This is a genomic window from Gordonia sp. p3-SID1431, assembly GCF_025143765.1.
Taxonomy (GTDB): Bacteria; Actinomycetota; Actinomycetes; order Mycobacteriales; family Mycobacteriaceae; genus Gordonia; species Gordonia hongkongensis.
In genome coordinates, this window is record NZ_JAMBDT010000052.1 from 14,338 (window position 1) to 34,865 (window position 20,528).

Below are 20,528 nucleotides of genomic sequence, written 5' to 3' on the forward strand. Positions count from 1 at the left end.
ATCGCATTCGTGGCGGAAGTCCGAAATCCGCATTCTTGCACCGCACTTGCACCGCCGGCGTCGCCATCGCCACTGAGGCTACGTACAGAGAACCCCTGGCGCCGTGATGGCCGCAACCGAATGCTACACCGGCAACTGACTCCCCGACCGCCGAAGTTCCGAGAACGCCTTGATCCCCGTCGACGTAGCCATAGCAACCGGCCGCAGATCAGGCCCAGCCTCCGTCTTCGACACCATCACCACGTTGTCCACGTACGGCTGAATGGTGCTGGTGTTCTGGACCGTGGCCACGATGATCAGCTGGAACCCGAACTTGCGGAACGCTGAGAGCGCCTGCTGGGCGAACTGCGGGTCGGACTTGGAGAACGCCTCGTCGAGCATCAGCTGGGCGAAGATCGGCCGGTTGTCGTTGCCGTGGGGGCTGGCCAGGTTGAAGCTCAGCGCGCCAGCGAGGCAGAACGCCATCAACTTTTCCTGCTCGCCGCCGGAGTTGTCGCCGGCGTTGGAGTAGGTGCGGATGGTCTCCCCCGACTCGGCGTCGTGCTCCTCGCAGTAGAAGTCGAAGCGGTTGCGCACGTCGAGCGCGTCGCGGGTCCACTGGCGGTCCTCCGGAGTGTTGCCGGCGAGGCGTTCGCGCAGCAGCAGGATGTCGGAGTACTGCTCGAGGATGGCCTGCTCGTCGCCGAAACTGACAGCGGTGGCGCGGTTGGAGATCTGGCGGGCCTTCTCGGTCAGCTCCTCGACCGCGGCGAGCTTCTTGCGGCCAGGACGCAGCCGCAGGCGTGTACCGCGGTTGAATGCCACCGCGCCGAGGCCGGTGTTGACGCGCTCGATCTGCTCGACGATGCGCCGTTCCTCGGCGTCGGCGGCCATGTGCAGACCGAGGATCGCACCCGGAGCCTGCTCGGTGATGAGCCGGCGCATCCGCTCGTAGGCGGCGGGCAGCTCGCGCTCGTCGATGCGGCGGCAGACGGCGACATAGTCGTGAAGACGTTCGTCGAAGTCGTCGCTGTCGTTCGGGATGGCGTCCGGGAACTCCTCGTCGTAGGTGTCGAGGATGCGGGCCAGCTCATCACGGGAACGTCGAGCATCCGACCGCATGCGGTCGCGCTCACGACTGGCGGCCTTGACGATCTCCTGGCGGTACGGCTCGGGGTTGAGTACGTCGAGAGTCGCCGAGAGGTCCTCGCGGAAGCCGTCGAGGGTTTTCTCCGCCTGCGCGGGAACGTCCTCGGGCTTGAGCCGGTCGATGAGGTCCAGGAGCTGGGTGCGCCGCGAGTCCTGGCGGGCGATCTTGTCCTTCACCAGCGCGGCCTGCGAAATCGCGTTGCGTACCTGTTCCCACAGGTCCTCGGCCTTGCGCTGCAATGCCTCGACGTCGGGGTTCTCCTCGATCAGCAGGTCGTACTGGTCGGTGAGCTGGTCGACCCGGTCATCGACGGAGTCGACGTCGATCTCGTTCCACTGCGTGAACTGCTCGCACACACGGCGATACGCGTCGCGGCGTCGTTCCTTGGCGCTGCGCTCACGGTCGAGCTCGGCGCAGTCCTGGCGGGCATCCTCGAACGCCCGCTCCTCGTAGTCGAGTTCGTCGCGAAGCGCGGCGATCTTCGACGCGACGTCGCCGACGAAGATGTACTGCGACCGGCGGAGCTGCTGGCGGTCGTCCTTGACCGCGAGCTTCGCCGAGTCCTTGCGCAGACCCTGGTCGGTGACGGCCTTGGCGTGCTGGGAGAACTCGCCGGGACTGTCGACGCACATGTGGTTGCCCAGCTTCGACAGCACCGTCATCGCCTCGGCGGCGCACGGGTGCGACGCATCGACGGGACGTAACTTCGACGCCAGAGTGCCCGGTTCCAGAACTGGCATCGGGCGAGAGTCGGCTTGGTGCAGCTGGATCCGGCCGCGCATGTCGTGCGAGTTCACGAACCGCAGGGCGGCGCGGAAGTGCTTGTCGGGTACCAGCAGGCGTAGGCCGACGTTCCGCAGGACCTTCTCGACGGCCAGGCGCCAGCGCTCTTCGTCGGGGTCGAGTTCGACGAGTTCGGCGACGTACTTCAGTTCGGACTCGTCGATCTGGAGTCCGTGGGCGATGGCGCGGCGCATCTCGTGTTCGGTGCGCGGGAGTGCGGAGCCGGCGTTCTCGACGCGGCCGAGTTCCTCCATCGCGGCGTCACGGCGGGTGCGCGCGGCGACCTCGCTGGCCAGCGCCTCGGCGTAGTGGGCGCGACCGGCGTCGAGTTGGCCGTCGATCTTGGCGGCTTCTTCGGTGAGTTCCTCGCGCAGGAGCCAGAAGCCCTCGGCCCGAGTGGGCGGGGTGAAGCCGAGTGCGGAGACCTTGTCCTCGTAGGCGTTGCGTCGGGCGGTGACCTCGGTGCTGAGTTTCTGTGCGCCGCCGAGCTGTTCGCGCAGCGGGGCCAGATCGCCGGTGGAGGTGGCGATCCGGGACAGCAGCAGGCTGTGGTCCTGGCGGAGCTGGTCGTGCTGGGTGGTCAGCGCGGCGAGATCGCCGTCGAGGCGGGTGATCTGGTCGTCGAGGTCGGCGACCTCGGGCTGGGCGTTGTGGATCCGCAGGTTGTTGACGTAGCTGCGGATGGTGGTGTTGTCGATGGTGTCGAGGACGGAGAAGGTCGCCGCCTCCCCCGCGTACCGCTCGTGCACCTCCTCGATATTGCCGAGGATGGTGCGCTTGCGGCGCGCGACGTCGAGCAGTTCGCGCGCTTCGACGAGCGGGTCGATCTGGTCGAGGGCGTCGGCGATCCCGACGATGCTGGTCGGGGCGTCGAGCATGAACTCCCGCACGAACTGCGCGAGCCCGCCGACACTCTTGAGCGACTTGGCTTTTCCGAGGAGCTGCTGCGCGGCGTCGGAGCCGCGGATGCCGATGAGCGAGTACAGCGTCGAGAGGTACTTGCCCTCGCCGGGGCCGCCACGCCAGCCGCGGTCGCGGAACTTGGCCGAGTTGTAATTGTTGGCGGCCCACTCGTTGCAGGCCTCGACGATGTCGGCGTCGCCGTCGTAGATGAAGTACGAGCTGTGCGCGTCGGTCATCTTGCCCGCGGCAAGCCATTTCAGCACCAGGCCGGTGATGGCCTCGCCGGAGCTCGAGGTGTACGTGACCGCGATGGCGGCCCACGCCGGGCCGGTGCCACGCAGGTACATGATCTCGCGGTGGGCGTTGGCGCCGTCGCGTCGCTCACCCCAAGCGCCGCGCACGTACTTGCCCACTGTGCGTTTGCCGCTGGAGGATCCGGCCGCCGTCGCATCTCCGGAGGCGTTGAAGTTGCGGCGATGATCCGGCAGGAACGCCAGCGAGATCGCGTCGAGCAACGACGACTTACCGCTACCCGACGACCCGGTGATCAGAGAACCGTTGGGACTGAACGGGATCGAATGATACCCATCGAACACGCCCCAGTTGATCAGCTGCAACCGGGACAGGTGGTACTGGTCGACCTGCCCGCTCACCAGTCGTCTCCTTCGTCGTTCTCGCCGTACGCATTGTCGAGGTCGGCAGCGTCGTCGTCGCGTTCCGCAGGCTCGTCGGCGAGGTCCTCCGGGGGCACTTCGCCGGTGTCACCGGAACCGATGAACTGCTCGAATTGCCTTTGCAGATCGGTGATCACCGACGCCGTCATCACCGCGGAGATGACCGGGCTGACGATGAAGGTGTCAGCGTCGTCGCGCTGCTTGCGCAGGAACTCGAGCTCCTCCATCTTGTCGAGGGCGCGTTCGATGCGCTTGTCGAAAAGCGCGAGGTCGCGGTCGATGGTGTTGGTGACGCCGGCGAACAGCTCGTGGATCTCCTCACGGGTGATCAGGACCGGCTCGTCGCGAGCGGCGCGCACGTACTTGGCCAGGTGCAACGCCAGGATGGCGTCGTAGGTGTGAATCGTCTCGCGCTTGAGGATCTTTCGGCCCCAGCGGGAGTCGTAACCGGCCTGCTCGACGAAGGCGACCTGTAGTTCGTCGACGATGCGCAGCCGGAGGTCGAGTTCGGAGAGGCGTCCCCGCAGCACGTCCTGGTATTCGGCCACCCACGACCACAGCTGCGGCTGCCGGTCACCGCTGATGTAGCGGCGGGTCAACAGGTTCTGCAGCGCCCAGCACGCGCGGTCGGGCAGCTCGCTGACGTCGCCGTCGAAGCGCGGTGCGTTCGGCGTGTGGGTCGCCGCGCGGTTCGCGACGGTGGGCAGGTCGTCGAAGCCGGCGAATTCTTCGGGGGTGCCCTTGGGGGCGCTGGTCGCAACGTCGGACTTAGGGTCGCCCTTCGTGGCTCGCTTCGCTCGCACCTCAGGGAGCACGGGGTCGTCGGCTCGCACCTCAGGGGGCAGAGGGGCGTCCGCTCGCACCTCAGGGGGCAGAGAATCGGCGTCGGTCTCAGAAGCAGGGTCGCCCTTCGTGGCTCGCTGCGCTCGCACCTCAGGGAGCGACGGATCGGTGTCATCGGTGGTGGTCATTCGGCGTCGACCTCCGCAGTCGGAATCGGTTCGGTGAAGGTCAGGTCGGGCACTTCGATGGCGTGGTCGTCGCCGATGAGGGACCGGAAGCGGACGGTGGTCATCGGTACCTTCTCCCCTGCCGCTTGCTGTTTCGAGGCCCACGACCACAGGACGATGACGTGCGCGAGGTACGGCTCCTCGAGTCCGTCGATGACGTCGGCGAGGGCGACGGGTCCGGTGGCGACCGCGGCATTGACGGTGTCGGTGAGCTCGGTCGTGTCGACCTGGCCCGACAGCGAGGCGAACGACGTGAGATCGGCGTCGAGGGTGGCCGGGAGCGCCGGCGCGGGGGGTACGTGTTCGCGGATCTCGAAGGCGAGTCGGCCGATCGAGTTCACCGTCGGCGCGGCCAGGGGCAGCTCGTAGCCGATGCGACGGTCCGCGAGCGACGTCTTGAGCAACTCGTTGGCGGTGGCCAGGGCGTCGTTGAGCTGGCGGGCGAGGCCGCGGCTCTGCTCGAGCGTGCCGGACGCGACGAAGCGTCGGATACGGCGCGCACACCGCTGCCGGATGCGCCCGACCTCAGCCATCTGCTGGGTCACCAGGCCGAAGAAGTTGTCCATCACCGACCGCAGGCCCGCGTCCATGGTCGGGAAGCTGGCGATGATGGTCTCGATGTCGGACTTCAGGCGGGCGCGCCGCTCCGGATCCTGGATCAGGTGCGAGAACGCTTGGTACGACGCGGACTGCGGCGAGTCGAGGAGCGCCTCGTAGTCGTCGAAGAGCTGCCGTTGGCGGTCGCGGTAGGCGAGGTCGGAGTCGCCGGGGTCGTCGAGCAGTGCGGTGGTGATGCGGTCGAGCATCGTGCCGTACTGGCCGATGTCGGAGATGATCTGCTCCATCTGGTAGCCGATGGTGCGGGCGGCGTCCTCGGCGACGCGCAGGTCGACCGGGGGGCGTCGGCCGGCGTCGAGGTCGGCGAGCTCGGCGTCGAGGTCGGACATCTGCGCCTCGATCTCCGAACGGATCTGGTCGGGATCGTTGCTGACCTGACCCGCGACGCGTCGAAGCTCGGCGGCGATACCGGTGATGGAGCCGCCGGTGGCGATCGAATCCTCACGACGCTGCCGCCGCATGAAGTCCAAGACCGACCGCGCCTCGCTGGTCAGATGGCACAGGTTGGGAGCGTGCGGGTCGGAGGTGTCGGTGACGCGGTGCAGCCAGCCCTGCCGGGCCCAGAGTTTGACCAGTTCGAGGCCGGTGGCCTGATCGGGGAGGTCGAGGTCGGCGAGATCGCGGTCCAGGCGCACCGTCAGCTCGGTCTCCGACAGTTTAATGCCGTAGTCGAGGTGCCGTTCCATCAAGGTGACGTAGAGGGCCGAGTTGGTGGCCGCGAAGAGTCGTCCCACCGCCGACTTCTGGATCGAGCGGTTCGATTCCCACGCGTCGGCCAGCGTGAGCTGCACGGACTCGGCGCCGCTCGACGCGCCGTGGGCCTCGACCGGAGCCGGGAAGGCTGAGAACTCCATCGCCGCCTCACGGGGATCTCGGGGACTAGAGGACCCGGGTAGTCTGCCACGCCCAGCGGCCGCCGCCCCACCCGGTGGGTCGCGTGTCCAGCCGCGCATCGACACTCTCGTTACCCTAAGCGGCATGGTGATGGCTGATCGTCCGGAGGTCCAGACCGCGTCGGCGCCGGTGACCGCGCTGACCGTCGTCGGACTCGCGCAGAGCATGATCAACGGCCTCGCGCGGGTGCCGTTCCGCAAGCCGTGGGCGGGTCCGTCCGGGCTGCTCGACAACCTCGGCCAGTCCGTCACCCGCCAGACCATCCGCGCGTTCATGGGCTACTCGATGGGACTGCCGATCGAGGAGTTCCGGTCGATGGAGAAGATCCTCGACGATCTGTGCCGCGTCGTGATGCCACCCTTCGTCGAGTTGACCGACGGTGTCGAACTCACCGACGACATCGTCGGCGGCGTGCCCGGGCTGTGGTGTCGCGCCAAGGCGAGTTCCGACGCGTTCGTCGACGATTGTGACGACAAGCAGGAGATCGGCGCCACCATCTTGTACCTCCACGGCGGCGGGTACATCGGTACGTCGCCGATGATGTACTCGGCGTTCGCGTCGTCGCTCGTGCGGATCTCGGGGCACGAGGTGTTCATCGCCGACTATCGGATGGCGCCTGAATTCCCGTTCCCCGCAGGCGTTCACGACGCCGCCGACGTCTATCGCGGACTTCTCGGCCGCGGCGTCGACCCGGAGCACATCATCGTCGCCGGTGATTCCGGTGGCGGTGGACTCGCGGCGTCGCTGGTGGCCTACCTTCGGGATCACGACCTCCCGCGGCCGGGCGCACTCGCACTGTTCTCCCCCGAGATCGACCTCGACCTCGACCACCCGTCGATCACCGACAACGCGCCCTACGACATCCTCCCGTGGAGCATCCCAGTCACGCCCTACCTGCACGGCGTCCAGCCGAACGACGCACGGGTGTCGCCTATCAACGGCGAACCCGATCCGTCGTGGTTCCCGCCGACGTTCGTGTGCTGGGGCGGCAGCGAGATGTTCCGCGACGGCATACGCGACTTCGCGGCACGGCTCGAGGCGTCGGACGTGACCACCCACGCCATCGAAGAACCCGGCATGTTCCACGTCTTCCCCATCCTCATGCCGTGGGCCGAGGCGTCGAAACGCGTGTTCCGGGCGTTGTCGGAGTTGGCGGATGGGCATGTCGAAGGAGACCCGGAGGCTGCTCAGACGCACTGAGTGGGTGGGCTGTGTGTTTGGGCGGGACCCTTCGTGACGGCCCTCCGCAAGCTCCGGGCCTCCTCAGGGAGCGATAAAAGCGGCTAGCCGAGGACGAAGGCGAGGAGGAATCCGCCCGCGGTCGCGAGACCGACCCACCAGCCGCCTTCGCGGTACGCCTCCGGCATCAGCGAGTTGGCGAGGACACCCAGCGTTGCGCCGCCGGCGAATGCCTGGACGACGCTGATCGCGGTCGCAGGGATGGCGTCGGCCATCGCGTAACCGCCCACCGTGACCGCGACCAGGACGACGGCGGTGAACGTCCACATCGCGCGCGCCGAGCGGCCGGAGGCGTCGTGCTCGCGGCGCATCAACGACGCGCCGCTCACCGCTTCCGGGACGTTACCGACGGCAATCGCCACCACCAGCACGAGCGAGCCGCCCGCGGTCAGTGAGACGCCGAGCGCGGTGTTCTCCGGCACGCCGTCGAGGAAGACGCCGATCATGAGGGCGGGACCGATCGCCGACGACCCGAGCTTGGTCTCGACCAGCCGGTTGGCCACGACGTAGACCGCGGTCCCGGAGAACAAGGCGAGCGCCGCCACCCCCGCGCCGGCCTGGGTGAAGGCGGGTTCGAACAGTTCGGTCGAGACGGCCGCGATCATCGTGCCCGCACCGAACGCCATCAGCGTCGCCAGGATCGGATTCGGCAGGTTCCAGCGCAGACCGATCGCCGCGCCGACCGCGATGGGAATGGCAGTTGCGAGGCCGTACAGAACCGCGGTGAGCATGTGAACAAGGTTGCTACGTGTCGCGGGCGATGGCGAGTGCGGCGCGCGGAGGTGTGGTGGCCTGGTTGCGGGGACCCTTCGTGACGGCCCTCCGCAAGCTCCGGGCCTCCTCAGGGAGCAAGGGGGGTCGCCTTCGCTCCCCGCGTCTCGCCTCAGGGAGCCCATAGGGATCGCCTTCGCTCCTCGCGCGTCAGGGAGCGAGACCGCTGAAGTATCTGCAATCCGACAGGTCACAGAATTGCGGATACCTCGATGGACCGTCGTCAGGGGCGAGGGATACACTGGCTCTTGTCCGACGAACCGGTCAGACCCCCGACCCGACCGGTTCGTCGGATTTTTCATGTCGCGGGCATGTCTGGTCGAGTCGGTCGACCGACCAGGGTCGTGTTACGCGAATCCGGGTTTTCTTTATTCCGCCGGAAACCATTCGGTAATCGATGGCGAGTGAACTGTGTGTCGTAGCAAGCAATAGCTACTCGATGAGACCGGATCTCCGGTCGAACCACTGAGGGCAATGATGCCCGATCCACCCCCGCACGTCGAGCCGCCATGCGGCCGATCACTCACAGACAATGTCTCGTCTCGCCATCCCAGGAGTTCCTGTGCCTTCTTTCGACGAAACCATCACCGAGAACATCGCCGCGTCGTTGGCGGAGATCCCACACCCCTCACTTCCCAAGGGCTCTAACATCTATGGCGGAACCAAGATCTTCCCGGACTACCAGGCCGAGAACGGTGAGTCGTACTTCACGCTCGTGCACGGCATCGCCCACGAGTCGTCGGTGTCGTTCGTCGCCGTCCTGCAGGCCACTCGCGCGCTCCGCAAGGGTTTCGAGTCGGCAATGTACTTCTACGGACCTGGTGCCATCAATTGCCTTGCCACACGCGGCTTCCCGACGACGGGCGACTCCGGATTCCCGGGCGAGCAGAACATCAACAACTCGCTCGAGACCTTCATCTCCGAAGGCGGCACCGTGTTCTGCTGCCGCTTCGGTCTCGCGCTACACGGCGGACGTGAAGAGGACCTGATCGAAGGCGTCATCCCGGCACACCCGCTCGACGTCCAGGACGCACTCATCCACTACGCACGCAAGGGCGCGATCATCAACTCGACCTACATGGTCTGAGCTCGGTCCAGAAATGTTGGGCGGGAGTGGTTTCGACACGGCTCGTCGCTACGCTCCTCGCCTGCTCAACCAGCGGAATATCACCAACTTTGGGAATCACATGACCACCATCGGAACCGTCGCGGCGAACTTCACCCGCGATCTCGAGCAGAACTACGCGACGATTGAACAGTACGTCGCCGAAGCACGGACGCGGGGCGTCGACTTCCTGGTGTTCCCGGAGGCGGCGATCGGCGGATACCTGTCGTCCCTGGGCAACCACGGCGACACCCAGAAGAACAGCGCCCGATCGTTGCCGCCGGCGATCTCCCTCGACGGTCCCGAGATCGCTCGGGTGCAGTCCATCGTTGGAGATCTAGTGGTGGCGATCGGGTTCTGTGAACTCGGCGAGGACGGCGAGACCCGCTACAACGCTGCCGCCGTCCTCGACGGCAACACCATCTACGGCAGCTACCGCAAGGTGCATCAGCCGCTCGGCGAGAACATGTCGTACTCGTCGGGCACCGGCTACGACGTCTTCGACACGCCCGTCGGCCGGATCGGCCTCCAGATCTGTTACGACAAGGCGTTTCCCGAGGCTGCCCGGATCATGGCGCTCAAGGGAGCCGAGATCATCGCCAGCCTGTCCGCCTGGCCGGCGGCCCGCACCGCGACGGCGGAGAACCTGCAAGAAGACCGCTGGACCTACCGGTTCAACCTCTTCGACACCGCCCGTGCGCTGGAGAATCAGGTGTTCTGGGTCGCGGCCAATCAGAGCGGTACCTTCGGGTCGCTGCGCTACGTCGGCAATGCCAAGATCGTCGATCCCGGTGGGAACATCCTCGACACAACACTTCTCGGGAGCGGCCTGGCCGTCGCCGAGGTGGACATCGCGGAGAGCTTCACCGCCATGCGGGCCGGCATGTTCCATCTGAGGGACCGTCGGCCCGAGGTGTACGGGATGCTCGTCGAGGCGGACACCGATCCCGATGCCGCGGCGGCCTTCGCATGGCGGGACCTCGCCCATGCCTGAGATGACCGTCCAGGTGCGCTGGCCCGACGGCCTGCTTCGCCAGTACTACTCCCCCAGCCTCGTACTGCACGACCACCTCGCGCCGGGTACGTACCGCGTCGACGACTTCCGGTCGCGGGCCACCACCGCGCTCGACGAGGCCAGCGCGCGTGTCCGTGCCAAGCACGGGTTCGCCTGTACCTCGGCAGCGGCGTCGGCGGAGGAGATCGCCATCGACGCGTCTCGGCATGCTGATACCGCTGAGGTCGAGGTGGTGTCGATGTACCCGCCGTTGCCGGGTGCGGAAGTGGCTTCGACACGGGGCGTCGCTACGCTCCGGCCCGGCTCAACCAGCGGAGGGGGCGCGGTCGCCGCTTCGCTCCGGCCCGGCTCAACCAGCGGTGGTAGCGCTTCAACCAGCAGCGAGGAGCTGTCATGAACGCACATGTGCCGGTCGTCGTCATCGGCGGCGGACAAGCCGGCCTCTCGGTCAGCTGGTACCTGAGGCAGGCGGGCGTCGAACATCTCGTCGTCGAGGCCGACACCGCGGTTCATGCGTGGGCCGACAAGCGGTGGGACAACTTCACGCTGGTGACGCCCAACTGGCATTGCAAGCTCCCCGGGTACTCCTACGACGGTCCGGACCCGGACGGATTCATGACGCGCGACGAGGTCGTGGAGTGGCTGCACGGGTGGCTCAAGACCTTTGAGCCACCGTTGGTCGAGCACACGAAAGTCACTCGTCTGCAACGTCTGTCCGGTGATCGGTTCGAGCTGACCCTCGACGGCCCCGACGGAATGCGGTCGCTCACCTGCGACCAGGCCGTCATCGCAACCGGCGGGTATCCCCTGCCGGTGGTGCCACCGTTCGCATCGTCGTTGGATCCGGCCGTGCACCAGGTGCACTCCGAGGAGTACTTCAACCCCGAGCAACTACCCGACGGTGCGGTTCTGGTCGTCGGGTCGGGACAGTCGGGCACGCAGATTGCCGAGGACTTGCACCTCGCCGGCCGGCAGGTGCATCTCGCGATCGGCAACGCGCCGAGAGTCGCTCGGTTCTATCGCGGCCGCGACTGCATGACGTGGCTGTCGGACATGGGTCTCTACGACACACCGACCCAGGAGTACCCCGGTGGCCGTGCCGCGCAGGAGAAGACGAATCACTACGTCACCGGCCGCGACGGCGGCCGCGACATCGACCTCCGGCGCTTTGCCGTCGAGGGGATGAAGCTGTACGGCGTGCTCAGCGACGGTAAGGACTCGACGCTGCGGTTCGCGCCGACGCTGACGGCCGCCCTCGACCGGGCCGACGCCGTGTACAACTCGATCTGCGGTGACATCGACCGACACATCGAGAAACTGGGTATCGAGGCGCCGGAGGCATCGCGGTACGAACCGGTGTGGGCGCCCGAGGTCGATCCGACCGAACTCGATCTCGCGGCCGAAGGCGTCACCTCGATCATCTGGGCCATCGGCTACCGACCCGACTATCGGTGGATCGAGGCCAGCGCCTTCGACGGCGGTGGCCGGCCGATGCAGACGCGCGGGATCACCGAAGTCCCCGGGCTCAGCTTCGTGGGGTTGCCGTGGATGCATACGTGGGGGTCGGGGCGGTTTCTCGGTATCGACCGCGACGCGAGGTATGTGGCTGCGCATGTTGTTGGATCGGTTCGTGGTGGACGCGCGCAATTGGTTGTTGCGCAGTAGGGTTGGGGTTTCTGTGGGCTTCGAGGGTTGGGCTTTCGAGGTCGGGTCACCTGGTGGCTTCGACACGACGCCTCGCTCCGCTCGGAGTCGGCTCAACCAGCGGGGGGTCGGGTGTCGGGTCAACCAGCGGGGCGGGTCACCAGGTGGTTTCGACACGACGCCTCGCTTCGCTCGGAGTCGGCTCAACCAGCAAGAAGCGCTCACCGTCGAGCACATAGTTCATTCTTCTAAGGAGTACCCATGACGGTATCCACACGAGTTGACCTGGCGTTGCTCGGTATTCGCGGGGAGCCGCCGGTGCAGCGCAGCGGCGGCGCGGGACCCAGCGACGACGGGCACCTCATGGTCGACGGGTTGCATGCCGCGATCCCGCGGAACCCGCAGAGTCCGTTCGTCTTCGACGGTGGTCGCGTGCTGTACGACGGGGTCGACATCGGTGTCGAGGTCAGCGCGATCGGACGTCCCCGGTTCTACGACCTGCAGACCGCGGACGGGGTGACCTACGAGAAGATCGCCCGCCTACACGGACGCAACGTGCTGGCGACAACTGTCCTGCAGACCTGCATCCGGTACGCCGAGGACCAGCGGTGCCGGTTCTGTTCGATCGAGGAGTCGCTGAAGTCCGGCTCGACGATCGCGGTGAAGAAGCCCGAGCAACTCGCCGAAGTCGCCCGTGCGGCCGTCGATCTCGACGGCGTCACCAACATGGTCATGACGACCGGTACCAGTGGTGGGCGCGATCGCGGAGCCCGTCACCTCGCCCGGTGCGTCCGGGCGATCAAGGCGGCGGTGCCCGAACTACCGATCCAGGTCCAGTGCGAACCGCCCGCCGATCTGACCGTCCTGACCGAACTCCGCGAGGCCGGTGCGGACGCCATCGGCATCCACGTCGAATCCCTCGACGACGAGGTGCGGCGTCGCTGGATGCCGGGCAAGTCGACGGTACCGATGTCGGAGTACCGGGCGGCGTGGGCCGAGGCGGTCCGGGTGTTCGGCCGCAACCAGGTGTCGACCTATTTGCTGGTCGGACTCGGCGAGGACACCGACGAGATGATCGCCGGCGCCAAAGAACTCGCCGACATGGGCGTATACCCCTTTATCGTGCCGTTCCGGCGCCACGCGGGGACTCTTGCCGTCGACGTCGACAACGCGCCGGCACCTGACCCCACGATCGTCGAGAAGATCACTCGCGAGGTGGCCGGTCATCTGAGTTTCATCGGGATGTCCGGGTCGGACCAGCGAGCGGGATGCGCGGCCTGCGGTGCCTGTAGTGTCCTGCCGACGGTCGGAGGCTGACGTGCTGTCACGGGGCGAGCTGTCGATCCTGTCGGGGCTGCCGCGCACGACGCCGCGGTCGGAGTTCCTGATCACCGTTGCGGACAGCCCGCGGGAACATGCGGCGTATCGCGCGCTGCGGCACCGCGAATTCGTCGACCGGCAGGCGCTTTTCGACCACACCGACCTCGACGACATCGACAACGACCCGCGCACCACCGTCCTCGTCGCGACGCTGCCCGACGGGACGATTGCGGGGGGCGTGCGAATCGCCCCCACGCCGTGGGCGGGGTCCGCGCATACCGACATCGGATGGTGGTTCGGCTCCCGACTCGTCGTCGGCGATCCGGGCCACGCAGCCGGGATCGGGCCGGCACTCGTGCGGGCGGCGTGCGCACACGTCGAACAACTGGGTGCTCTGCGGTTCGACGCCACCGTCCAGGATCGGTACGTACCGAGGTTCTCGAGGCTCGGCTGGCAGGACCGCGGGTCAGGCCCGGTGATCAATGAGCGGTCGCATCGGGAGATGGGCTACCCACTCAACCGAATTCAACGCACAGTCGACGGGACGAAAGCAGTTCTCGCCGAGGCACTCGCGCCGTTCGCAGACCAACCGGGCGGTCTCGGAGCTGCTGGATTCCGTGGCGACGACGGCGTACCGCTGCCCGGCACCGACGTGATCGCGGCCTGTGACGCGATCATCCCGTCGATGATCGAACGCGATCCCGAGTGGGCCGGTTGGTGTTCGGTGCTCGTCAACCTCAACGACCTCAGCGCGATGGGTGCCCGACCGCTCGGCCTGCTCGACGCCGTCGGCGCGCCCACGACGTCGCATCTCACCCGCATCATCCGCGGGATCAGCTCGGCCGCAGCGGCGTGGCGGACACCCGTGCTCGGCGGTCACACCCAGGTGGGTGTGCCGTCGGCTCTGTCGGTGACTGCGCTGGGCACGACGCCCAGTCCCCTGCCCGCCGGCGGTGGCCGGGTCGGCGACACCGTCACCCTGCACGCCGACCTCGGCGGCTCCTGGCGACCCGGCTATCACGACCGTCAGTGGGACTCGACGAGTTCACGCAGCAGTGACGAACTGTGCGCCATGGCATCACACCTCGCGAACGTTCGCCCAGAGTCGGCCAAAGACGTCAGCATGGCCGGGATCGTCGGCACGCTCGGCATGCTCGCCGAAGCGTCGGGAACCGGTGCAGAGGTGGACGTGACAGCAGTGCCGCGGCCCGACGACGCGTCGATGGGTGCGTGGCTCACCTGCTTCCCCGGTTATGCCATGCTCAGCACCGACCGGGCGGGTGCTCGACGCGACGTCCCTGCACCCGAGCCGGTGACGACCGCCGATTGCGGCCGGCTGACCGCCCAACCCGGCGTGCGGCTGCGGTGGCCCGACGGCGAGACGACTGTCGCCGTCGCGTCGACGGTCACCGGACTGGGCGTCGCATGAATCCCCGGCGACCCGGCCGGCCGACGGATCCGACCGGTACCCTTCGCCCATGAGGACGGTCACCCTCGGAGCCCTCGCCGCGCACTTCGGACGCGACGTGGAACGCGGTGTCGCCAAAGCGGTCGGCATCGTCGAATCCGCGGCGCGCGACGGCGTCGACCTCCTCGTGTTCCCCGACGCCTCACTGGGCGGATACCTCGGCGATCTTCGACAACCCGACCCGGCCGAACTGCCGCCGGCGCTGCAACCGGACGGTCCGGAACTCGCAGCCATCGCGGCCGCCGCCGGTGACATGACCGTGTGCATCGGGTACACCGAAGCGGTCGACGACCAGCGGTTCAACACGGCCGTCTGTGTCACGGGAGACGGTGTCCTCGGCACGCACCGCAAGGTCCATCAACCCGCCGGCGAGGCGCTCGCCTACGCGGCGGGCGATCAGTTCGGCTCCTTCGACACCCCGGTCGGCCGTCTGGGCATGCTGATCGACTACGACAAGACGTTCCCGGAGTCGGCGCGCACGCTTGCGCTCGACGGCGCGCGGATCATCGCGGCGCTGTCCGCGTGGCCCGCCAGCGTCACCGATCGCGCCGCACGCCTGCCCGCCGACCGCCAGTCCCGCCTGTTCGACCTCTACGACTGCGCCCGCGCCGCGGAGAACCAGGTGTTCGTCGTGTCGTCGAACCAGACCGGGGTCATGGGCTCGCTGCGCTTCCTCGGTCAGGCGAAGGTCGTCGGACCCGGCGGTGACATTCTGGCGACCACCCGATCGAAAGGCGGAATGGCTACGGTGACAGTCGATGTCGATGCCGAAGTCGACCGGGCGCGCCGCGTCCTGAGTCACCTCGCGGAACTCCGGCCGGACACCTACCGGTCGACGACATCGGCGGACCAGCGGTGACCGGCACGACAAGTCCGCCGCTGCGTGTCGCTCTGCTCACCTATTCGACGAAACCCCGTGGCGGCGTAGTCCATACGTTGAATCTGGCCGAGGCGATGGCCCGGCGCGGCGCCGACGTCACGGTGTGGTCGCTCGCTCGCGGTGGCGACGAGGGCTTCTTCCGCGCGGTGGATCCGGCTGTGCGGGTGCGGCTCGTCCCGTTCCCCGACCGGGAGAACGAGACGATCACCGAGCGCATCGTGCGGTCCATCGACACCCTGCGGGCCGCCTTCGACCCGACCGACTTCGACATCGTGCACGCCCAGGACTGCATCAGCGCCAACGCCGTCGGGACGTGCATCCGCACGATCCACCATCTCGACCAGTTCACGACGCCGATCCTCGTCGACTGTCACGAGAAGGCCGTCGTCAACCCCTACGCCCGCATCTGTGTGTCGCGTGCGGTGGCCGACGAAGTCGAACAGGTTTGGGACTTGCATCCGACGGTGATCCCGAATGGCGTTGCATACGAACGCTTCGCGAGCGCGGCGTCGGACTCCCCCGAGTCTCTCGAGGCACGACGACACTGGTCGGATCAGCTGGGCGACTACGTGCTCGCCGTCGGGGGGATCGAACCGCGCAAGGGCAGCATCGACCTTCTGGAGGCATATGCCGTACTGCGCGAACGGCACCCAGCACTGAAGCTCGTCTTCGCGGGCGGCGAGACCCTGTTCGACTACCGCGACTACCGTGCCGACTTCGACCGTCGGCGAGCCGAACTCGACGTCGAACCGATCGTGCTCGGGAATGTGCCCGACGACGAGCTGCCGGCACTGGTCGCCGCCTGCCGGGTGTTCGCGTTCCCATCGGTGAAGGAGGGCTTTGGCCTGGCCGCGATGGAAGCCCTCGCCGCGGGGCGTCCCGTCGTCGCGCGAGACCTCCCCATCCTGCGTGAGGTGTTCGGCGAGACGGTCGCCTACGCCTCGACCGTCGCCGAACTGGCCGACGCCCTCGACGCCTCCCTCGTCCCGGACCCCGACCGAATCGTGTCGGGCCGTAGCCTGGCCGCATCTCTTACGTGGGACGACGCGGCACGTCGGCACCTCGAGTTCTATGCGCGACACCCCCATCCGGCGTCGCCGGTCGGCACCCACGGATGAGCGAGTCCCGTCGGACCGAACGCATCGGGATGCTGGCGGTCGCCCTCACCGCGATCCTGTGGGGCACCTCGGGTACCGCCGCGGCGATGGCGCCCGAGCTCAGTGCCGTGACCGTCGGCGCCGTGGCCATGTGCGGCGGCGGCCTGTTGCAGGCCGCGGTCAACACCCGCGGGATTCGAGACGCGTGGTCGTCGGTGACGGCACAGTGGCGGGTCGCGCTTCTCGGTGGGATCTGTGTGCTGATCTACCCCCTCTGCTTCTTCGGGTCCATGCGCGTCGGCGGCGTCGCGCTCGGAACCGTCGTGTCGTTGGCGTCGGCTCCGCTGGTGTCCGCGGTAATCGAGCGGGTGGCCGACGGGCGGAAGCTCACCCTGCGGTGGACCATCGCGTGCGCGCTCGGCATCGTCGGCAGTGCGGCGTTGGCCGTGTCGCGCAGCGAGTCGTCGCATGCGGACGCACTCGGCGGAAGTTCGTCGTCGGCGCTCGGTGTCGGCCTCGGCCTGCTCGCGGGTATCACCTACGCCGGGTTGTCGTGGGCGATGCGTCGGCTCATGAACAGGTCGGTGCCGCGCGGCGCCGCGGCCGGGACGGTCATGGGCTTGGGCGGGGTGTTCCTACTGCCGGTCGTCGCGGTCGGGGTACCGGCCGTGATCGCGCACCCCGAGACCCTCGGCGTTCTCGCCTACCTCGTCCTGGTTCCGCAGTTCCTCGGGTACGTGCTGTTCAGTCGAGGACTCGGTCGGATCGACAGTTCGACCGCCACCACCATCACCCTGATCGAGCCTGCCGTCGCGACCGCGCTGGCCGTCGGAGTGCTGTCGGAATCCATCACCGCGATCGGTTGGGTGGGTATCGCAATGCTGGCGGCGGCGCTGGTCGTCCTGCTGGCTCCTCGCCTTCCGTCCGCGACCGGCCCGGCATCCACTAGCGTCGACGCAGGATCATCGACAGGGAGGTCGACGCATGAAGCAGTTCCGAGAGGCCGTCGAGGCGCGTGACGAGCAGGCGATGAGGGCGCTGCTCGCCGATGATGTGGTCTTCACCAGTCCGGTCGCGTTCAAGCCGTATCCGGGCAAGGCCATCACATCGGCCATCCTGCGGGGCGTGCTGCGGGTCTTCGAAGACTTCCGCTACATCCGAGAGATCAACGACGCCGGCGGACACGACTCGGCGCTCGTCTTCGAGGCGGTGGTCGGCGGCAAGAAGATCACCGGCTGCGACTTCATCCACGTCAACGACGACGGCAAGATCGACGACCTCATGGTCATGGTCCGCCCGCTGTCGGGAGCGCAGGCCGTCGCCGCCGCGATGGGCGCGCAGTTCGACCAGATCGCCGCCGAAGCCGCTGCCGAATCCGAGGGGGTCAGCCAGTGAAACTCGGTCTGCAACTGGGCTACTGGGGTGCGCAACCGCCCACCCATCACGCCGAGATCGTCGCCGCGGCCGAGGCCTCCGGCTTCGACAGCATCTTCACCGCCGAGGCCTGGGGATCCGACGCCTACACCCCGCTCGCCTGGCTCGGGTCGTCGACCGAACGTGTCCGGCTCGGGACGTCGGTGCTGCAACTCTCGGCCCGCACACCGACCGCATGCGCGATGGCCGCGCTGACCCTCGACCACCTGTCCGGCGGTCGGCACATCGTTGGGCTGGGTGTGTCGGGTCCGCAGGTCGTCGAAGGCTGGTACGGGCAGAAGTTCGCCAAGCCACTGGCCCGGACCCGCGAGTACATCGACATCATGCGTCAGGTGTGGGCGCGCGAGGCGCCGGTCAGCAGCGCCGGCCCCCACTACCCACTGCCGTTCGACGGAGAGGGCGCATCGGGACTGGGCAAGACGCTCAAGCCGATCACGCACCCGCTGCGCAGCGACATCCCCGTCATGCTCGGCGCCGAGGGGCCGAAGAACGTCGCGCTCGCCGCCGAAATTGCCGATGGCTGGCTGCCGCTGTTCTACACGCCGCGGATGGCCGACACGTACAACGAGTGGCTCGACGAGGGATTCGCCCGCCCGGGTGCCCGACGCAGTCGTGAGGACTTCGAGGTGTGCGCGACCGCCCAGATCGTCGTCACCGATGACCGCGAGGGCACCTACGCCGCGATCAAACCGTTCCTGGCGCTGTACATGGGCGGAATGGGCAGTGAGGACACCAACTTCCACGCCGAGGTCTACCGCCGGATGGGGTACACCGACGTCGTCGACGAGGTGACCGCCCTCTTCCGAAGCAATCGCAAAGACGAAGCGGCGCAGATCATCCCCGACGCCATGGTCGACGACTCGGCGATCGTCGGCGATCTGGACCACGTGCGTGAACAGATCAAGGTCTGGGAGTCGTGCGGGGTGACGATGATGCTCGTGTCGCCGGGCAGCGTCGTCGAGGTCGAGCAGCTCGCGGGGCTCATCCACTGATGCTCTCCCCCGCCCGCGTCACCGTCATCGACACGGTGGTCTCGTTCGACGCCCCGATCGACGTCACCTTCGACTACCTCGCTGACCCGACGAACCGACCGGAATGGCAGTCGAGCCTGCGCCGCATCGACGACCTGCGGCCGATCGGTGACCGGGCGGGTGACGTCGGCACCAGCTGGACCGACGTCACCGTCGTACCCGGGGTGTCACCGCGGATGGAGGTGACCGCCTGCGAGTCTCGTCGACGGTGGCAGGAGATCGGACGGTGGCGGTCCGTTGACGCGGTCCTGACGTTGACGTTCGCTGAACGCGAGGCCCGCACCGACGTGCACGCCGAGGCGGTGCTGACGGTGCCCGCGATCGGTGGGCTGGTGCTGACCGCGACGCGGTGGCCGGCCGCGCAAGCCGTGCGGGCCGATCTCGAGCGCGCTGCTCGACTGTTGGCCGGTCGAGGCTCTCGGTGAGGGGCCGCGCCTCGGGTAGCGTTCCGAGGGTGAACATCAAGAACGTGACCCTCGCCCTCGGCACCGCTCTCGTCCTGGCTGTCGCCGGTTGCAGCTCCGACTCCGATTCCGGTTCGGGCACAACCGAACCCACCGCGACCGCGGCGACCGGCGGCGCCGAGACCCCGGCGGCAGCTGAGAGCTGCCCGACCGCACCGGCGAACGCGGACGCCACGCCGCAGTGGACCGAGCAGGGCACCACCGGTGGATTGCAGATGGTCGCGTCCACCGCGACCGAGGCCCCGAACATCACCGTCGAGAACCCGTTCAGCGTCGACGAGACCCAGGTCAAGACGCTCGTCGAGGGTGACGGCGCCGTCGTGCCGGCTACCGCGTCGGTGTCGGTCTGCTATGTCGGCGTGAACGGCCGCACCGGCGAGACCTTCGACAGCGCCTACGCAAACGGCTCCCCGGTGACCTTTCCGCTCGACGGCGTGATCCCCGGGTTCAGCAAGGCCATCGCGGGACAGAAGGTCGGGTCGAAGGTGGGCGTCGCCATGACGTCGGCCGACGGTTACGCGCAGGGCAATCCGCAGGCGAACATCGAGGTCGGCGACACCCTCGTCTTCGAGATCAGCATTCTCGGGGCGTCGTAGGGGTTGTCGCGCGGAGTCACTTGGTGACTTCGGGTCACCAGGTGATTTCGACACGGCTCCTCGCTTCGCTCGGTGCCGGCTCAATCAGCGGAGGGAGGCTCCTCGCTCCGGTCGGTGCCGGCTCAATCAGCGGGGGTGGACTTCTCGACCTCGACGCGCTCCTTCGTCGCTTGCTCGGCCCGGCGGCTTCGCTCGGTGCCGGCTCAATCAGCGGGGAGGGGCTCTGCTGAGGTCGTCGCCGTCGCTCTTCACCCGTTGGGGTCTGAGGTTGCGCACAGTTGGACCACTGGCGTGCCAAAACCCGTCCCTCTCAGCGTGATCGAAGGGCATATTTCCCTTCGATCGTGCTCAGGGGGACGATATTTTCACACCCTGTCTGACCCCTGGCCTCCAGTTGCGAAAGCAGCGAACCACGAAGGGCACGAACCGTGAGATCGGTTCGTGTCCTTCGTG

General features: G+C 67.6%; 18 protein-coding genes. 14 read left to right on the forward strand and 4 right to left on the reverse strand.

The window, feature by feature from the left end; all coding sequences use genetic code 11:
* Positions 1-123: 123 nt before the first annotated feature.
* The 3 genes from M4D77_RS14205 to M4D77_RS14215 are packed head-to-tail and all read right to left on the reverse strand — an operon-like array spanning position 124 to position 5,971.
* Positions 124-3,468 carry an ATP-binding protein gene (locus M4D77_RS14205; RefSeq protein WP_259936472.1) on the reverse strand — a complete coding sequence of 1,115 codons (3,345 nt, stop codon included), beginning with the start codon at positions 3,466-3,468 and terminating at the stop codon, positions 124-126.
* Positions 3,465-4,460 carry a DUF4194 domain-containing protein gene (locus M4D77_RS14210; protein ID WP_259936473.1) on the reverse strand — a complete coding sequence of 332 codons (996 nt, stop codon included), beginning with the start codon at positions 4,458-4,460 and terminating at the stop codon, positions 3,465-3,467. The genes M4D77_RS14205 and M4D77_RS14210 overlap by 4 nt, the downstream gene beginning before the upstream one ends.
* Positions 4,457-5,971: a DUF3375 domain-containing protein gene (locus tag M4D77_RS14215; protein WP_259936474.1), complete on the reverse strand. Its 1,515-nt coding sequence runs from the start codon at positions 5,969-5,971 to the stop codon at positions 4,457-4,459. Before M4D77_RS14215 ends, M4D77_RS14210 begins: the two co-directional genes overlap by 4 nt.
* Before the next feature lie 124 nt (positions 5,972-6,095).
* Between M4D77_RS14215 and M4D77_RS14220 the strand changes: the two genes are divergently transcribed.
* Positions 6,096-7,211, forward strand: coding sequence for an alpha/beta hydrolase (locus M4D77_RS14220; RefSeq protein WP_259936475.1), 1,116 nt, complete (start codon positions 6,096-6,098; stop codon positions 7,209-7,211).
* Between the two features lie 83 nt (positions 7,212-7,294).
* On the opposite strand, the gene M4D77_RS14225 is transcribed toward M4D77_RS14220, so the two are convergent.
* Positions 7,295-7,981, reverse strand: coding sequence for a ZIP family metal transporter (locus tag M4D77_RS14225; protein ID WP_259936476.1), 687 nt, complete (start codon positions 7,979-7,981; stop codon positions 7,295-7,297).
* A 602-nt stretch (positions 7,982-8,583) separates the two neighbouring features.
* Between M4D77_RS14225 and M4D77_RS14230 the strand changes: the two genes are divergently transcribed.
* From M4D77_RS14230 to M4D77_RS14290, 13 genes are all read left to right on the forward strand, one after another.
* Positions 8,584-9,108: an MSMEG_0572/Sll0783 family nitrogen starvation response protein gene (locus tag M4D77_RS14230; RefSeq protein WP_004019804.1), complete on the forward strand. Its 525-nt coding sequence runs from the start codon at positions 8,584-8,586 to the stop codon at positions 9,106-9,108.
* 100 nt (positions 9,109-9,208) lie between these two features.
* Positions 9,209-10,120, forward strand: a complete 912-nt coding sequence (locus tag M4D77_RS14235) for a carbon-nitrogen hydrolase family protein (RefSeq protein WP_259936477.1) — start codon at positions 9,209-9,211, stop codon at positions 10,118-10,120.
* The gene (locus M4D77_RS14240; RefSeq protein WP_259936478.1) at positions 10,113-10,538 is read left to right on the forward strand and encodes an MSMEG_0570 family nitrogen starvation response protein; all 426 of its coding nucleotides are present in this window, start codon (positions 10,113-10,115) and stop codon (positions 10,536-10,538) included. The genes M4D77_RS14235 and M4D77_RS14240 overlap by 8 nt, the downstream gene beginning before the upstream one ends.
* Complete coding sequence (locus M4D77_RS14245; protein WP_259936479.1) at positions 10,535-11,806, forward strand: MSMEG_0569 family flavin-dependent oxidoreductase; 1,272 nt, start codon at positions 10,535-10,537, stop codon at positions 11,804-11,806. The genes M4D77_RS14240 and M4D77_RS14245 overlap by 4 nt, the downstream gene beginning before the upstream one ends.
* Before the next feature lie 240 nt (positions 11,807-12,046).
* A complete protein-coding gene (locus tag M4D77_RS14250) occupies positions 12,047-13,102 on the forward strand; it encodes an MSMEG_0568 family radical SAM protein (protein ID WP_259936480.1) in 1,056 nt (351 codons plus the stop codon).
* Between the two features lies 1 nt (position 13,103).
* Positions 13,104-14,534, forward strand: coding sequence for an MSMEG_0567/sll0787 family protein (locus M4D77_RS14255; protein ID WP_259936481.1), 1,431 nt, complete (start codon positions 13,104-13,106; stop codon positions 14,532-14,534).
* A gap of 49 nt (positions 14,535-14,583) precedes the next feature.
* Positions 14,584-15,432 carry a carbon-nitrogen hydrolase family protein gene (locus M4D77_RS14260; RefSeq protein WP_205333036.1) on the forward strand — a complete coding sequence of 283 codons (849 nt, stop codon included), beginning with the start codon at positions 14,584-14,586 and terminating at the stop codon, positions 15,430-15,432.
* Between the two features lie 20 nt (positions 15,433-15,452).
* Positions 15,453-16,571 (forward strand): MSMEG_0565 family glycosyltransferase, encoded by a 1,119-nt coding sequence (locus M4D77_RS14265; protein ID WP_259936486.1) that lies wholly within the window; start codon positions 15,453-15,455, stop codon positions 16,569-16,571.
* Positions 16,568-17,569 carry a DMT family transporter gene (locus M4D77_RS14270; protein WP_259936482.1) on the forward strand — a complete coding sequence of 334 codons (1,002 nt, stop codon included), beginning with the start codon at positions 16,568-16,570 and terminating at the stop codon, positions 17,567-17,569. The genes M4D77_RS14265 and M4D77_RS14270 overlap by 4 nt, the downstream gene beginning before the upstream one ends.
* Positions 17,535-17,945, forward strand: a complete 411-nt coding sequence (locus M4D77_RS14275; protein ID WP_086537347.1) for a nuclear transport factor 2 family protein — start codon at positions 17,535-17,537, stop codon at positions 17,943-17,945. Before M4D77_RS14270 ends, M4D77_RS14275 begins: the two co-directional genes overlap by 35 nt.
* Entirely contained in the window at positions 17,942-18,976 is a 1,035-nt protein-coding gene (locus M4D77_RS14280; RefSeq protein ID WP_259936483.1) for an LLM class F420-dependent oxidoreductase, read from the forward strand. The genes M4D77_RS14275 and M4D77_RS14280 overlap by 4 nt, the downstream gene beginning before the upstream one ends.
* Positions 18,976-19,440: an SRPBCC family protein gene (locus M4D77_RS14285; protein ID WP_259936484.1), complete on the forward strand. Its 465-nt coding sequence runs from the start codon at positions 18,976-18,978 to the stop codon at positions 19,438-19,440. Before M4D77_RS14280 ends, M4D77_RS14285 begins: the two co-directional genes overlap by 1 nt.
* Positions 19,441-19,469: 29 nt before the next feature.
* The gene (locus M4D77_RS14290) at positions 19,470-20,075 is read left to right on the forward strand and encodes an FKBP-type peptidyl-prolyl cis-trans isomerase (RefSeq protein ID WP_259936485.1); all 606 of its coding nucleotides are present in this window, start codon (positions 19,470-19,472) and stop codon (positions 20,073-20,075) included.
* Positions 20,076-20,528 lie beyond the last annotated feature (453 nt).